Raw genomic sequence first — 16,897 nt, 5'->3', positions numbered from 1 at the left:
ATTCTTATAAAAGAATATTTTTGTGCTTTGCCCAAACCATAACCAAGTCCTATTATTAGAAATGAGTAATATTTATCATGAAATAACTCCGTTGACTGCAAATGATTGTTTCATGGTTTTTGATAGACACAAGAGTAATTTCGATTTCCCAATCCATTTTCATGAAGAGTTTGAACTAAATTTTATAGAAAATGCGAAGGGTGCCAAGCGCATTATCGGAGATAATATCGAAATCATTGATGAATTAGAGTTGGTGTTGGTAGGCTCTAACGTACCGCATAGCTGGTTGAATTACGAATCGAAGAAAAAGGACATTCACGAAATTACCATTCAATTCCATAAAGATTTATTTGATGAAAAATTTCTGAAAAGAAATCAACTGAGTTTTATTCGTTCCTTACTTGAACGCTCGGCAAGAGCTATTTCATTCTCCAGCGAAACCATCCTGCAGATACGCCCACGCCTGATTTCACTGAGCCAGAAAAGTGGTTTTGATTCAGTAATGGAGCTAATCTCTATTCTTCATGAACTCTCTGTTTCAAAAAATACCAGATTACTTACAAGCAGTACTTTTGTTCATGATAATGTCAATTTCAATAGCCGCCGAATCGAAAGAGCTTTTGAGTATATGAGAACTAACTATGATAAAGACATTTCATTAGCCGATATAGCAAAAATTGTAAATATGGCAGAAGTAAGTTTTAGTCGGTTCATTAAAAAGCGCACAGGCAAAACTTTTGTTGATAGCCTGAATGATATCCGTCTGGGGCATGCTTCCCGCTTCCTGATTGATACAACTTATACCATAGCCGAGGTTTCTTTTAAATGTGGTTTCAATAACTTATCTTATTTTAATCGCATCTTCAAGAAAAAGCATGCCTGTACTCCCAAAGAATTCAGAGAGAATTATGCAGGTACCAAGACCTACGTATAAATTTTAACTATTGGTTAGTGTTCGATTTCTCAAAGATGATTTTCTGATAATCAATTCACCTTTTACCACCTTTGTGTGCGGAATAAAAGAATCTTTATTAATGATATTCTCAATCAACAGGGTTGCGGCTGTTTCTCCGATTGTAAAGGGAAACTGGTGAAAAACTGTGAGTGAAGGTTCAATTAGCGAAGCTATCAGTTCATCACCAAAGGCTACGATTCCTATATCCTCAGGAATACTAATATTCCTCTCTTTCAGAGCCATTATCATTTCAATACCATTCGCATAATGTATTGTAAAAATACTGTCAGGTTTTTGTGATAAACTCAGCCAATAATCTAACGCTTTTTCTGCTTCATCTTTACCAAAGTTGCCATGATAGATTAAGTCTTCATCAATAGTAAGTCCATATTTTAAATGAGCTGCCCTATATCCATCAATTCGTGCTTTGCTGATCAATAAATCTGTTGGGCCTGCAAAAACAGCTATTCGTTTATAACCTTGCAGGATTAAGTGTTCAACAAGTGCAAATCCTCCTGAAAAGTCCTCTTGTATTACCTTTGCTGTGTCTACTTCATTGCAAACTCTATCAAAATGGACAATCGGAACGCCTTTTTTTAGTTGAAGTTTTACGTGTTCAAAAGAGTTAGTTTCTTTTGAATGACTAATCAGAAGCCCATCTACCCGGCTTGCCACCAAGGCTTGAACATTCAATGTTTCAGTATGATGTGATTCATTAGATTGACAAATCATTACCCTGTAACCAGCTTCTGTTGCCACCTTTTGTATTCCTGCTACAACTCCGGCAAAAAAAGGTCGTTGAATATCCGGTATAATCACCCCAATGGTATGTGTTTCACCTCTATTGAGGCTTTGAGCCAGAAAATTCGGACGATAATCTAACTCATTTGCCACCCTTAATATCTCCTGCCGGGTATTATCATTGATTTCATTGCTTTTATTCAAGGCTCGTGAAACGGTAGAAGGCGAAATACCCAATGCTTTGGCAATATCAATTATAGTGGTCTGATGCGGTTTTTTATTTGAAGACTCATTCGGAGGGTTGATCGTAAAATAAAGATTACATGCTTTGCAATGCATTCGCTGTTTCCCTCTGATAAAGCCAGAACGAACGATGTTTTCTACGCTTCCGCATTTAATACAAGGAGTCATTAAAATTATACTTTTTTAATATTCAGGGTTTGAGTTTTGGAAATTTTTATTTTCCAGTGATAGTGACTAATTATTAACCAATATCCTAAAAATTTATAAATATTACAAGTTTTAATAAACTATCGCAAACGTTTCCGAAAACGAGACCGATAGATATTGTTCTTTCTATGTTAAAAATAGACAGTAAAATCTTTTTTTAATACAATAAAGTGATGTAATATTCTCGGAGGGTTGAAAGATTGATTAAAGCTTAAAGAAATCTTTAGACGAAGGAAATAGGTTGATGATTGTACTTTTTTAAGGGGTAACTGATTTTAAGCTGATTTTTAATCTCCCTCAAATTCCCGGAACTATGATGTAATTATAACCCGAGTAAACAAAAAAAGTCAGTTGTGCTGCAACACAACTGACTACTACTACTTATCGCGATTGACAAGCAATGTTTTGCTCAGAAAACCAATTCAAACAAAACATTCAAAAGTATGAAAAAAATACATAATACTTGAGAAAAGCAGGAATTATGCGCAAGTATTGTTGAAACATTAACCTAATTTTTTATTAATTTATTTTCATACATTTTGTTTATTTTAAAATGTCGGGTGGTCGTATTAACCACCCTCATTTTTTATAAATTGCATAATTAATATAAAAAATTAGACATGAAATTTATTAAGAAACTTTTTGTTTTAAGTTTAATCCTCACAATTCAACAATCCTTAGCTAAAGTAAAACTTCCACGATTAATCAGTGATGGGATGGTTTTGCAGCAAAATACCCGTGTAAAAGTTTGGGGTTGGGCAAAGGCCGGGGAAGGTATCAGGCTGCAATTCAATAATCAAACATACGAAACTATCACTAATGATGATGGTAAGTGGTTAATTATATTAGCCACCCCGAAAGCTGGAGGACCCTTTGAAATGGGGATTTCGGGTGAAAATCAACTTAAGATAAAGGATATTTTGGTTGGTGAAGTTTGGGTTTGCTCTGGACAGTCTAATATGGTTTTACCAATAGAGCGAGTAAAAGAAAAATATGCGGAGATAATTGCCAAGACTAACAATCCATTAATACGCCATTTCTTTATTCCGACCTTATACAATTTTTACAAACCTTTGGATGATTTACCTGCTGGACGTTGGGAAGCCGCAACGCCTGAAAATATTCTGAAATTTACTGCAACAGGTTTTTTCTTTGCTAAAGACCTATTTGAAAAATATCATGTTCCCATTGGTTTAATTAATGCAAGTGTTGGGGGAACTCCAGTAGAAGCATGGATTAGTGAAGATGGGTTAAAGTCTTTCCCAAAGTATATGTCGATAGTTGAACAAATGAAAGATAGCTCATATATCAGTAAGGTTCGTAAGGTAGAAGCATCAAATACAAATCATTGGTATACAAAGCTCCGGAATAATGATGCGGGTTTGAATGGTCCGAAAAAGTGGTTTGAAACAGATTATGATGCCTCATCGTGGCAGACTATGAACTTGCCTGGGTTTTGGGAACAGGCTGGTCTTAAAAATACAAATGGAGTAGTTTGGTTTAGAAAGGAAATTGATATGCCGCAATCAATGGCAGGTAAAACCGCTAAATTTTTCCTTGGAAGAATTGTTGATAGCGATTCAGTTTATGTAAATGGTAGGTTTGTTGGATCAACGGGTTATCAATACCCACCGAGGCGATATGAAATTGCCAAAGATATTCTAAAGCCAGGCAAGAACATCATTGTAGTCAGGGTAATAAATGTTTCAGGTATTGGTGGTTTCATTCAGGACAAAAATTATGAGATTAGAGTTGGCGATGAATCAATAGATTTAAAAGGAAACTGGCAATATAAACTAGGGGCAGCCGCTGAACCATTGCCTGCTTCGACATTTTTCCAGTATAAACCCGTAGGAATTTATAATAGTATGATAGCTCCTTTAACTAACTATACAATCAAAGGAGTAATATGGTATCAGGGGGAGGCAAATGTGCCAACACCTAAAGATTACCATCAGCTTTTTTCGACGATGATAAGGGATTGGCGTCAGAAATGGAATCAAGGCGATTTCCCATTTCTTTATGTACAATTAGCCAATTACCTCAAACCTAAAACACAACCCTCTGAAAGTCTTTGGGCGGAGCTAAGGGAAGCCCAATTGCAAACATTGAATATGCCTGAAACCGGAATGGCTGTAATAATTGATGCTGGTGAATGGAACGATATTCACCCATTAAATAAAGAGGATGTAGGTAAGAGATTAGCCTTAGCAGCTAAGAAAATAGCTTATCAGGATAAAAATATCGTGTTTTCAGGGCCAATTTATAGTTCAATAGAGATAAAGAAGAATAGGATTATCGTTAAATTCTCAAATGTAGGTAGTGGACTTATCGTTAAAGGTGGATCAGAATTAAAGCAATTTGCTATAGCAGGCCCAGATAAAAAATTTGTGTGGGCAAAAGCTGAAATCAAGGGAGATAAAGTAGAAGTATGGAGCGATGCAGTTGCGAACCCGGTAGCAGTTCGTTATGCATGGGCTGATAATCCTGATACTGCCAATTTATACAATCAGGAAGGCTTACCGGCTTCTCCTTTCCGGACTGACACAAAATAATCAATACAGAGAATTAAGAAAATTAACAGATATGATTCATACAATGCGTTGGTTTGGGCCAAATGACCCCGTTTCATTAATGGATATCAGACAGGCAGGTTGCACAGGCGTTGTAACAGCCCTGCATCAGATTCCTGTGGGAGAGGTTTGGTCGATAGAAGCAATAGAAGAAAGAAAAAACCTGATTGAAGCAGGAAACGACAAATTTGTCCCTTTACATTGGCTGGTAGTAGAAAGTTTACCTGTTCATGAAGCCATAAAAAAAGGACTTCCCGAGAGAGAACAATTGATTGAGAATTATAAAACCTCACTTAGGAATTTAGCAGAATGTGGCATTTTCACAGTTTGCTATAATTTCATGCCTGTCTTAGATTGGTCGAGAACCAATCTGAATTACGAAATGCCTGATGGCGGTAAAGCGTTGAGATTTGTATGGGAAGACTTCGCTATTTTTGATTTATACATTCTCAAGCGACCTGCTGCTAAGAATGACTTTACTAGTGAGGTTCAGATAAAAGCGCTGAATAAGCTGAATCAGATGACAAAGGAAGAAGTATCTACATTAACCAATACAGTTTTGTTGGGACTGCCGGGTTCTGAAGAGGCATTTGATTTGAATACTTTTCAAGGTTTATTAGATAATTACAAAAACATTGGAGATAAAGAATTAAGAGAAAATCTCTATTATTTTATTCAACAAATAGCACCTGTAGCACAAGAGGTCGGAATTAATCTTTGTATTCATCCTGATGACCCTCCTAAACCATTATTAGGATTACCACGAGTCGTAAGCACCGAGAGTGATTTAAAACAGTTAATGGCTGCCTGTGATATTAGAAATAATGGTATAACCTTTTGCACCGGGTCTTTAGGTATAAGGACAGATAATGATTTAACCGGAATGATTGAAAAATTTGGAGAAAGAATTCATTTCCTGCACCTGAGAACCATTAAAAGAGAAGAAAATCCTCTCAATTTCCATGAAGCAGCTCACCTGGTGGGTGATGTAGATATGTATGAAGTTGTGAAAGCTATTGTAGCTGAAACACATAAAAGACAGGGAGAAGGTAGAGCCGACTGGAACATTCCGATGCGACCAGACCACGGACACCAGATTTTAGATGATTTACATAAAAGGACCTATCCCGGCTACTCAGCCATTGGACGCCTGAAGGGTCTGGCAGAATTAAGAGGGCTGGAAATGGCTATTGAGAAGGCAGAAGTTATAATATAATTTATTCAGATATTCAACCAACAATTAACCACTATGAACCCGTCAAGAAGAACATTTATCAAGCAAGCTGGCACTGTCTCGCTTTTGCTTACTGTACCACCCTTCTGGTCTCAGGCTTCAGTGATGACATCCTCATTGCCAAGAAAATCACCTGAATCACAGGGTGTTTCCTCCAAGGGAATTAGAGATTTTCTGGCGGCCATTAAGGAGTCTGGACTGGAATGGCATAGCTTTATGTTACTTCGACATGGGAATGTGGTAGCCGAGGGTTGGTGGAAACCATTTGATGCTAATTATAAGCATACTTTGTATTCTTTGTCAAAAAGTTTTACAAGTACCGCCATCGGTTTCCTGGTTAAAGAAGGTAAAATTACAGTTGAAGATAAAGTTATTTCTTTTTTTCCAGGTGATACTCCTGCTTCGCCAAGTGAAAACCTCAAGGCTATGAAAATCAAACATCTGCTCACGATGAATACAGGGCACGATGTTGATACTATGCCTAAGCTGAGAGAAATGAGCAACCAGTCATGGGTAAAAACATTTTTAGACCAGCCGGTTTTGCATGAACCAAGTACTCATTTTTTGTATAATACCGGAGCGACTTATATGTTAGGGGCTATAGTTCATAAGGTAACAGGGCAAAATCTGGATAAATATTTAGCGCCGAGGCTTTTTGAACCTTTAGGTATTGAAGGCTACGACTGGGAAACTTCACCACAAGGTTTAAATACCGCAGGCTTCGGTTTACGAGTAAAAACCGAAGACATTGCGAAGTTTGGACAATTCTATTTGCAAAAAGGTAAATGGAATGGGAAACAATTATTGCCAGAATCATGGATTGAAGAAGCTACCAAAAAACAAACTACTTCAAACAAAGGAGATAGTGATTGGTCACAAGGGTATGGTTATCAATTCTGGCGATGTAAGCCAGGCTTTTATAGGGGAGATGGCGCTTTCGGTCAGTTCTGCATGGTGATGCCTGAGCAGGATGCCATATTGGTAATGACTTCAGAAAGCTGGGATTTGCAGAAAACAATGAATGTGGCTTATCAGACATTATTACCTGCGATGAGCAATCCTGCATTGCCAGAAAATTCAACTGACTTATCAGCTTTAAGCAATGATATAAAAAGCCTGTCTTTGACAACACCAAAAGGCTCAATAACTTCGCCATTGGCTTCGAATTACATGAATAAGGCTTTTCAAATAGAAGCTAACCCGTATGGTATCAGAGAAATGAATTTCTATTTTGATAAAGATTATTGTATACTAACGTTAACCTCTGCTGTCGGAGTTGATAAGCTGAGGTTTGGCTGGCAAAGCTGGCTTATTAATGAGGGGGCTACACGAAACTTATTTCCTGTTCCGAACCGTACGCACATGCCATCAAAAATAGCAGGAACAGCTACCTGGACAAATGATAATACATTACAGCTCAACGAAAAATTTGTTGAGGCTATTCATGGAGATAAATTGAACTGTGTATTCGATGGAAATAAAGTAACGATTTCTTTTTTAAATAGTGTTTCTGAAAATACAAAGACTAGCCCTGAAAAAAGGGAGAGTTTGGTTGGAGTAGTGAAGAAAGTATAATTAAAAATAAAATTAACAGAAAGCTAATTACAGATTTATGTTTAGAAAACTTATTATATTATTTCTGTTTATCTCCGTCAATACATTTGCCGATGATGGTTCCCGTTTGTGGCTTAAATATGATTTATTGAAAGACGTCAAACAAAGAGAAGTCTATGCCTCTCTGACAAAGCATATTTCATTTAACGAAGACTCTCCAATCGTTATAACAGCCGCCAACGAACTACAAATGGGTTTTGAGGGACTTTTAGGTAAGAAAGTTCTCATCTCAAAAAATATGGGTAGTAAAACAGGAGGTATAATTTTAGAAATAAGCGCTGATGGCCCCAATGTACAGAACTTAATTGAAGACGGTTTTGCTATTCATTCCCAAAAAGGGAACATCGTTATAAGTGCTAAAACACCGTCAGGTGTTTTGTATGGGGCATTTGAACTATTGAGAAATATTCAGACTGGAAAAAGTCTCAATAAACTGACCATTGTAAGTAATCCGAAAGTAAAGATTCGAATGTTAAACCATTGGGATAATGCCAATGGAACAGTAGAGCGTGGCTATGCAGGTTCTTCTATGTGGAAGTGGACGGAATTACCATTCAGAATTGATCCTCGTTATATTCAATATGCGCGAGCCAATGCATCCATTGGTATCAATGCAGCATCTATTAATAATGTAAATGCCAGTTCAAGATTTCTTACACCTGAGTATCTGGAGAAAATCAAAGCCGTAGCAGATGTTTTGCGCCCTTACGGTATAAGAGTATTTATATCGGTTAATTTCAGGTCTCCGCGCACTTTAGGAGGGCTTAAAACATCAGACCCACTTGACCCAGAAGTACGAAAATGGTGGAACGATAAAACGAAAGAGATTCACGAATACATTCCTGATTTTGGTGGATTCCTGGTAAAAGCTAACTCAGAAGGAGAACCTGGCCCGCAAGATTATGGACGTACTCATGCCGATGGCGCAAATATGTTAGCCGAAGCTATGCGTCCATTCAAAGGAATAGTCATCTGGCGGGCTTTTGTATATAATGCAGACCCTAAAGGAGATCGTTTCAAAGAGGCTTATGAGCAATTCAAGCCTTTAGACGGTACTTTTGATCCCAAAGTAATCGTACAGGTAAAAAATGGCCCGATTGATTTCATGCCCCGTGAGCCTTTTCACCCGATGTTTGGTGCTTTCCCGAAGACAAATCTCGGCATGGAGTTTCAGATAACCCAAGAATATCTGGGCCAATCAACACATCTCACTTATTTGGCCCCTATGTTTAAAGAATGCTTGGATAGTGATACTTTTGCAAAAGGCAAAGGCTCAACCGTCGCTAAGGTGATTGATGGTAGCCTGGAATCACATCAAAACTCCTTAATGGCAGGAGTTGCGAATACAGGTTCTGATGTAAACTGGACAGCACATCCATTCAATCAGGCCAATTGGTATGCCTTTGGTCGGTTAGCATGGGACCACAGCCTGACTTCTGAACAAATTGCTTCAGAATGGATTGCCATGACTCTGGCAAAAAACAAAACTGCTCAGGATAAAATCAGGACCATGATGATGCAGTCTTTACCCATTTACATAAGTTATACTTATCCTTTAGGAACGGCCCATATGATGGGCGAGGGGCATCACTATGGCCCGGAACCATGGTTAGCAAAAAGCGGTCGACCGGATTGGACATCGGTTTATTATCATAGAGCAGATTCAGTTGGGTTAGGCTTTGATCGGATTGGAGGCATAAGTAATGCTTTAACTTTATATAAACCGGAAGTGCAAAAGTTATGGGGAAACCCAGAGCAATGCTCTTTAGACTATCTCCTTTGGTTTCATCATGTGGCGTGGACAAAGAAATTAAGCACAGGTCGAACACTTTGGAATGAACTCTGTTTCAGATATTATGACGGGGTTGAACAGGTAAAAAAAATGGAAACCACTTGGGAGAGCCTTAAACCAAAGATTGATAAAGAAACATTTGAAAATGTAAAAGGCCGATTAAAAATACAGGAGAAAGAAGCCTTATGGTGGCGTGATGCTTGTGTTTTGTATTTCATTACCTATACCAAAACGCCAATCCCGGCGCCATTCCTGCATCCAACAAGAACATTAGACGAAGTTAAAAAATTAGTAGAAATATACCATTTAAGATGATTGCAGAACAAAAATTGAACGGTGTAGAATCCGCTCACCTGGAAAAGAACGTGTTTTCATTAGAAGGCAAATTAGCTCTTATAACCGGAGGGGGTAGTGGAATCGGATTTAATATAGCCCAATGCATGATTTCGGCAGGCGCAGAAGTTGTAATTACAGGTCGCCGTGAACATGCCCTCAAGGAATCAGTAGAATCATTAGGTGAATCAGCTCAATATGTGGTAAATGATGTAACTGAGTTAGGCTCTTTAGAAGGTTTGGTTGAACACATTGAAACGCATATAGGACCGGTTGATATTCTGGTAAACAATGCCGGGATTAATATGAAAAAACCTGCTTTAGAGGTTTCAGATGAAGATTTTCAAAGAATTGTACATACTAATCTGAATGCTGCCTTTGCTTTAACCCGCTCATGTGCCAAACGAATGATTGCGCGTCAGAGCGGCTCTATTCTCATGATTTCTTCCATGGCAGCCTATTACGGAATTGACCGGGTGGTAGCCTATGCCGCCTCGAAATCAGGCGTAGAAGGCATGGTAAAAGTATTGGCTTCTGAATTTTCAAAATTCAATGTCCGTGTCAATGCTATTGCTCCGGGTTTTATAGAAACAGCTATGATGCAAACAGCAATGAACAGTGACCCAGACCGAATGAATAAAGCACTTAGCAGAACTCCCATGGGCAAATTCGGTAAACCGGATGACATTGGTTGGGCAGCGGTATTCTTAGCCTCAGAAGCTGCACGCTATATAACAGGAGCATCACTTCCTGTTGATGGAGGAAATTCTGTAGGGTTTTAATAAGTAAACCAGTAGTACATTTAGATAAATTAATTCAAGAAGTTCCGTCTTCAATTGGTTTCACCGACTGAAGTCGATGTCTACGCTAACAAAGGAATAATTAATAAGTAAGCCGGACTTAAGTCCGGCGATGTAATAAAAGACATTTGTTATCTTAGACGGCGACTTCAGTCGCTGATACACTCCAAAGTTTCTATAAGTAAATCCTAAATGCACTAAGGGTTAAGTAATTATTTATAATAAAGTTAAGAAAAATTCATGATCGATATTTAATCAATCAATCTTTCATTCATAGGCTAAATCACTAAATATTTTTTTCACCATAACCTATTAAATAAATGAATTGCTTTACTCAAAAAAAGCTTGCAATAATTGCTTTGTCATTATTAGGAACAGTAACCGGCCTTGCTCAAACAAGAAAACAGCCTGTTTCACAGCCGTTAGTTAGTCATATTTATACGGCCGACCCCTCAGCCCATGTATTCAATGGCAAAATATATATTTATCCTTCGCACGATATTGAATCAGGTGTAAAACAGGATGATAACGGGAGTCATTTTGACATGAAAGATTACCATATCTTTTCAATGGATAGTCCGACCGGAAAAGTAACAGACCATGGCGTCGCGTTAGATATTAAAGACATTCCATGGGCTGGCAGACAATTATGGGCACCTGATGCTGCTTATAAAAATGGTACCTATTACCTGTATTTCCCGGTTAAGGATAAACAGGATATTTTTAAGATTGGAGTAGCCACAAGCAAAAGGCCTGAAGGACCTTTCAAGGCTGAAAAAACTCCTATCGAAAGTAGCTTTAGTATTGATCCTAGTGTCTTTAAAGATACAGACGGCAATTATTATATGTACTTCGGCGGTATTTGGGGAGGGCAATTACAAAGATGGTCAAGCGGGTCATATGATGCAAATGGTAAACTAAGAACCGCCAATGAAGATGCCTTTTTACCTAAGGTAGCCAAAATGAGCAGCAATATGTTAAGCTTTGCTGAAACTCCAAAAGATATAAAGATTATAGATGAATATGGTAAGACATTTTTAGAAAGCAATAACGATAAACGCTTCTTTGAAGCTGCCTGGATGCATAAATATAATGGAAAATATTATTTCTCTTATTCTACAGGTGATACACATAATATTTGCTATGCCATAGGTACAAGCCCGTATGGTCCATTCACCTATAAGGGAGTAGTTTTAAGTCCCGTACAAGGTTGGACCAATCACCATTCAATCGTAGAATTTAAGGGCAAATGGTATCTATTCTACCATGATGTACAACTATCAGGACAAACACATTTACGGAATATTAAAGTAGCAGAGCTGCAATATAATCCTGATGGCACCATTATTACGGTCCATGCCTATAAATAGCTAAAAAAAATGAAAAGATTCTATTCTATCGCCTCCGCTTTTTTGTTTTCAATCTGTCTTGTACAAGCACAGGATAAGGGTTTGAAAGATTATTATAAAGACTATTTTCTGGTAGGGGTTGCTGTTAATCCTAGAATGATGGATGCAGGCCCGGAGTCAGCATTAATATTGCAACATTTTAATAGCATGACTCCTGAAAATACGATGAAGATGGGACCAATTCATCCGGAAGAAAATCAATATAATTGGGCACCAGCCGATAAAATAGTTGATTTTGCTCAAAAGAATGGTCTAAAAATGCGTGGACATACATTGTGTTGGCATAATCAGACCCCTAAATGGTTCTTTACCAAAAACGATCAGCAAGTAGCTAAAGAAGAACTTCTGGCTCGTATGAAACAACATATTACAGCCGTAGTAAGCCGCTATAAAGGTAAACTATATGCCTGGGATGTTGTCAACGAAGCTGTACCGGATAGAGGAGATGAAATTTACAGGAAAACTAAGTTTTATGAAATTATAGGAGAAGAGTATATAGAAAAAGCATTTGAATACGCGCACGCCGCCGACCCAAATGCTTTACTTTTTTATAATGATTATAATACCGAAAGCGCCTCTAAACGTGAGCGGATTTATCAGTTAGTCAAAAAATTAAAGGATAAAGGAGTGCCTATTCATGGAGTAGGTTTACAAGGCCATTGGTCTGTATATGAACCTACTGCAAAAGAACTGGATGAGTCAATCAATAAGTTTGCTTCCTTAGGTTTGCAGGTTCAAATAACAGAACTGGATGTTTCGGTTTATCCTAAGGAACATGAGCGAAGAGAAAAACGACCAACTGATATAACAGCATTTCCACCTGAAATTCAGCAGAAGCAGACCGAACATTATAAGATGTTGTTTGAAGTTTTTCGCAAGCATAAAGGACACCTGACAGGTGTTACTTTCTGGAATTTATCTGATAAGTCAACCTGGTTGGACTCTTTCCCATTTCCGGGAAGAAAAGATTATCCATTATTGTTTGATACCGAATTTAAACCCAAGCCCGCCTATTGGGAAGTAATTAAATTCTAAAAACATTTCATGAAAAGTTGGAGTATTTATTCAAATGATATTTGAGTAAATACTCTTTTTTTTACCTTTGGCATAGAATTTTAGGCATTGATGATATTTTAAATTTATTATGGAAGTACAGAATTATAAAAACCACGTCAGATATTACATTCCACATCACTTTATCTTTTATCCGGTTGTATTCTTTCTTATAGGTCTATGTATCTATTTTAGCACAAAGTATGAAGACCAGCAGGCAATCTGGATTGTAATTAGTATTGTACTTTTTCTGATTGCATGGCTATCATATATGCTCAGACAACATTATGCTTTGATGAATCAGGATAGAATTGTTAGACTGGAATTGCGCTTTCGCTATTATCTATTGACAAAGAAAAGATTAGAACTGATTGAGCCAAGACTCTCCTTAAATCAACTTTTAGCTTTAAGATTTGCCTCTGATGAAGAACTCCCCGAACTAGTCGAAGAAGCTGCAGACATTAATCTTTCACCGAAAGAGATAAAGAAATCCATTAAAAACTGGACACCAGATTATATGAGGGTATAGACCCTTTGCGGAAAGATCCAGGGAATATTTGAGGATATTCCCTTTTTATTTGACTCCTTATTTAAGATCATAACTGAGTTATTTTTTCTCAGAGTTATTTTCAACCGATAAATAAATTTTAGTGAAGCTTCCTAATCCTTTATTAGTTTTCAATAGTGATTTTATAAGCTAAACTTTATATTTGTAGAGTTGAACCCTATCATTATTATGAAAGTACCCTCTATATCGTTGATATTGGTATTTTCGGCAAATCTGCTGTTGTTTTCCTGCAAGCCCGATTTGCCTGAAGAAGTGTCTATAGCCTATGATGAACTACCTGATGAACTTGACTATAATCTTCATGTAAAACCTGTTCTTTCTGATAAATGTTTCGCCTGTCATGGGCCAGATAAAGCCAAGCAAAAAGCTGGTTTAAGACTTGATTTTGCAGAATTTGCCTATGCTGAACTTTCTGAAAACCCAAATAAAGTGGCTATTGATCCTGGTAGTTTAGAAAATAGCGAAGTCTTTCATAGAATCTTATCAACCGATAAGGATTATATGATGCCTACACCTGATTCTCATCTGAAACTAAGTGCAAAGGAAAAAGCCATTTTAGTAAAGTGGATAAATGACGGGGCCGAGTATCAGCAGCATTGGGCATTTATAAAACCCAAAAAAGTTGATTTGCCTGATATTGAAAGTGAAGAGTGGGTAAAAAATCCAATTGATAATTTTATAGTAGCAAAACTCGAAGAAGAAAAATTACAACCATCCAAAGAAGCCGATAAAGAATTATTACTTCGAAGAGTATCGCTTGACTTAACAGGTTTGCCTCCAACTTTAAGTGAAATAGATGCTTTTCTGAAAGATAATAGCCCCAATGCTTACGAAAAACAAGTAGACAGATTATTGGCTTCACCACATTATGGTGAAAAAATGGCTGTTGACTGGTTAGACTTGGCCCGATTTGCTGATTCTCATGGGTATACAGTTGATAGGCTTAGAGATATGTCACCTTATCGTGATTGGGTGATAAATGCTTTTAACAGAAATATGTCTTATGAGCAGTTTATTCATCAGCAATTAGCCGGAGACCTGATGCCTAAACCAACCAAAGACATGATTATTGCTACTGCTTTTAATCGCAATCACCAGCAGAATCTGGAGGGGGGTATTATAGAAGAAGAATTTCAGACTGAATATGTAGTTGACCGTACCAATACTTTTGGCGACTCTTTCTTAGGACTTTCGGTTGGCTGTGCCAAATGTCACGACCATAAATACGACCCGATTTCCCAGAAAAATTATTATGAATTATTCAGTTTCTTTAATAATGTCAAAGAAGCCGGGCAGATTTCATGGGATGGCGCCTTACCAACACCAACCTTGCTATTGCCAACCAAAGAGCAGGAAAAAGTAGTGAATTTTATCAATAATCAGATAAAAAAGCAGGAGCGCGATGTCGAAAAGGCCAAAACTTCGGCAAATACCGATTTTGAGAGCTGGATTAAAAGCGGAGCTTATCAAAAACTCATTAAAGAAAAAATTCCGCAGGCAGATTTGTTGGCCCAATATACTTTTGATGACGGTACATTGAAAAATACGGCCAATCGAAAGCAAGCTGGAAGTATGAAGCGTGAGTCAGGGGCAGATGGAGACAAGGCTGTTTTTGAGAAAAGAGATAAAGGTAAATCGATGTTGATGGATGGAGATAATTATCTTGATTTGAATGGAGTTGGGGTGTTCAGAAAATCAGAGCCATTTACTATTGGTCTTTGGGTTTATATTCCTAAAGATTTGAAGGAGGGGGTGATTATTCACAAAAGTCAGGCTGAGCGTCTATATAATTTCAGAGGATTTCATTTATATCTGAAAAACGACAGGTTAGAAATCAATATGGCCCATACTGCCCCTTCCAATGCTATTACAAGAATCTCAAAGCAGCCTGTTACTCGTGAAGCATGGGTTCAACTAACTATGACTTACGATGGCTCGTCTAAAGCTAATGGGTTCAGACTCTATCAGAATGGAAGAGAATTGTTGATGGAAACAACAATGGATCAACTCACCAAAGATATTCTTCTGAATTCTTCTGTTCAACCGGGCTTGCAAATTGGAGCATGGTGGCGAGGCTTTGGCTTTACACACGGCAAAGTTGACGATATAGTAGTTTATAACAGAGTTTTAACGCCGTTTGAATTAAAAATAATAGCAGATAAAGCCAAATGGGAAAATGTTTTAGAGGTGCCAGATAAAAGCGAATTGAAAGCGTATTATCTATCCGCTATTTCTCCAAACGTTATTAGAGCCCAAACTGACTTAAAGCAGACCAGGACTGCGCTATCCGATTCGATGGAGAAAATTAAGGAATTGATGGTGATGCAGGAAATGCCTAAACGTAATAGAGCTTTTGTTTTGAAGCGGGGAAATTATGATGCTTTAGACGAAGAGGTATTTCCCACTACGCCTGATTTTATTCTGAAATTTCCTGATAATCTTCCTAAAAACCGATATGGTCTGGCACAATGGCTTACGAATGAAGATAACCCTCTGACAGCAAGAGTGGCCGTAAACCGATTCTGGCAAAACTTCTTTGGCGTTGGTTTGGTAAAAACAACAGAGGATTTTGGCAATCAGGGCGAGTTACCGAGCCATCCACAATTATTAGACTGGCTGGCAGTGGAGTTCAGAGAATCCGGATGGGATATGAAGAAACTGAATAAACTGATTGTGATGTCGGCTACTTATCGGCAGGATTCAAAATCAACAAAAGAACAAAGAGAAAAAGACCCGGAAAATCGTCTGCTGGCTCACGGCCCTGTTTTTAGGCTGACAGCCGAAATGATTCGTGATAATGCTTTGATGGCAAGTGGGTTAATCAATAATAAAATAGGAGGGCCTAGTATAATGCCTTATCAACCCGATGGAATCTGGCAAATCAATAGTGCCAATTATAAAGCCGATTCTGGGGAAGCCATTTATAGACGAAGCCTTTACATTGTAGCAAAGAGGTCAGTTCCTAATCCTACATTGTCTACTTTTGACGCTACCTCACGAAGTTTTTGTGTAGTACGCCGACAAAAGACCAATACACCTTTGCAAGCTTTGGTAACACTCAACGACCCAACATTTATGGAAACTGCGAAGGTGATAGGTGAGCAAATGTGCAAAACCACCAACAAACGGGAAGCCATAACTCAGGCATATAGAAAACTAACAGGTAGAAAACCATCAGCCAATGAGGTAAATTTATTGCTACAGCTACAGCAACACGAACAGAATAAATTTAGAAATATACCAGACAAAGCCAGGGGCTGGTTAAATGCTGGACAATATCCTGTTTCAAAAGATTTAGATCAATCTTTACTGGCGGCTAATGCTGTTGTAGCTAGTACCATTTTGAATTCTGATGCAACTTTAACCAAACGATAG

11 protein-coding genes are annotated in these 16,897 nt (G+C 37.9%); 10 read left to right on the top strand and 1 reads right to left on the bottom strand.

Annotated features, from left to right (window positions below):
* Positions 1-61: 61 nt before the first annotated feature.
* Positions 62-934 carry an AraC family transcriptional regulator gene (locus D0T08_RS22995; RefSeq protein ID WP_116985104.1) on the top strand — a complete coding sequence of 291 codons (873 nt, stop codon included), beginning with the start codon at positions 62-64 and terminating at the stop codon, positions 932-934.
* A gap of 3 nt (positions 935-937) precedes the next feature.
* Here D0T08_RS22995 and D0T08_RS22990 read toward each other — a convergent pair whose 3' ends face one another.
* Positions 938-2,107, bottom strand: coding sequence for a LacI family DNA-binding transcriptional regulator (locus D0T08_RS22990; protein WP_116985103.1), 1,170 nt, complete (start codon positions 2,105-2,107; stop codon positions 938-940).
* Between the two features lie 659 nt (positions 2,108-2,766).
* Between D0T08_RS22990 and D0T08_RS22985 the strand changes: the two genes are divergently transcribed.
* The 9 genes from D0T08_RS22985 (at position 2,767) to D0T08_RS22945 (ending at position 16,897) form a co-directional block, all read left to right on the top strand.
* Complete coding sequence (locus D0T08_RS22985; RefSeq protein WP_116985102.1) at positions 2,767-4,701, top strand: sialate O-acetylesterase; 1,935 nt, start codon at positions 2,767-2,769, stop codon at positions 4,699-4,701.
* Between the two features lie 31 nt (positions 4,702-4,732).
* Positions 4,733-5,935, top strand: a complete 1,203-nt coding sequence (gene uxuA, locus D0T08_RS22980) for a mannonate dehydratase (protein WP_229239032.1) — start codon at positions 4,733-4,735, stop codon at positions 5,933-5,935.
* A gap of 33 nt (positions 5,936-5,968) precedes the next feature.
* A complete protein-coding gene (locus D0T08_RS22975; RefSeq protein WP_116985100.1) occupies positions 5,969-7,528 on the top strand; it encodes a serine hydrolase in 1,560 nt (519 codons plus the stop codon).
* A gap of 37 nt (positions 7,529-7,565) precedes the next feature.
* A complete protein-coding gene (locus tag D0T08_RS22970) occupies positions 7,566-9,674 on the top strand; it encodes an alpha-glucuronidase family glycosyl hydrolase (protein ID WP_116985099.1) in 2,109 nt (702 codons plus the stop codon).
* A complete protein-coding gene (locus D0T08_RS22965) occupies positions 9,671-10,474 on the top strand; it encodes an SDR family NAD(P)-dependent oxidoreductase (RefSeq protein WP_199538208.1) in 804 nt (267 codons plus the stop codon). Before D0T08_RS22970 ends, D0T08_RS22965 begins: the two co-directional genes overlap by 4 nt.
* Positions 10,475-10,812: 338 nt before the next feature.
* Complete coding sequence (locus D0T08_RS22960) at positions 10,813-11,862, top strand: glycoside hydrolase family 43 protein (RefSeq protein ID WP_116985098.1); 1,050 nt, start codon at positions 10,813-10,815, stop codon at positions 11,860-11,862.
* A gap of 9 nt (positions 11,863-11,871) precedes the next feature.
* Positions 11,872-12,936: an endo-1,4-beta-xylanase gene (locus D0T08_RS22955; protein WP_116985097.1), complete on the top strand. Its 1,065-nt coding sequence runs from the start codon at positions 11,872-11,874 to the stop codon at positions 12,934-12,936.
* 109 nt (positions 12,937-13,045) lie between these two features.
* Positions 13,046-13,483 (top strand): DUF6526 family protein, encoded by a 438-nt coding sequence (locus D0T08_RS22950; protein ID WP_116985096.1) that lies wholly within the window; start codon positions 13,046-13,048, stop codon positions 13,481-13,483.
* A gap of 207 nt (positions 13,484-13,690) precedes the next feature.
* Positions 13,691-16,897 (top strand): DUF1553 domain-containing protein, encoded by a 3,207-nt coding sequence (locus tag D0T08_RS22945; RefSeq protein ID WP_116985095.1) that lies wholly within the window; start codon positions 13,691-13,693, stop codon positions 16,895-16,897.

It is taken from the genome of Emticicia sp. C21 (assembly GCF_003418935.1).
GTDB lineage: Bacteria > Bacteroidota > Bacteroidia > Cytophagales > Spirosomataceae > Emticicia.
This window is presented reverse-complemented; position numbering and strand designations above follow the sequence as displayed.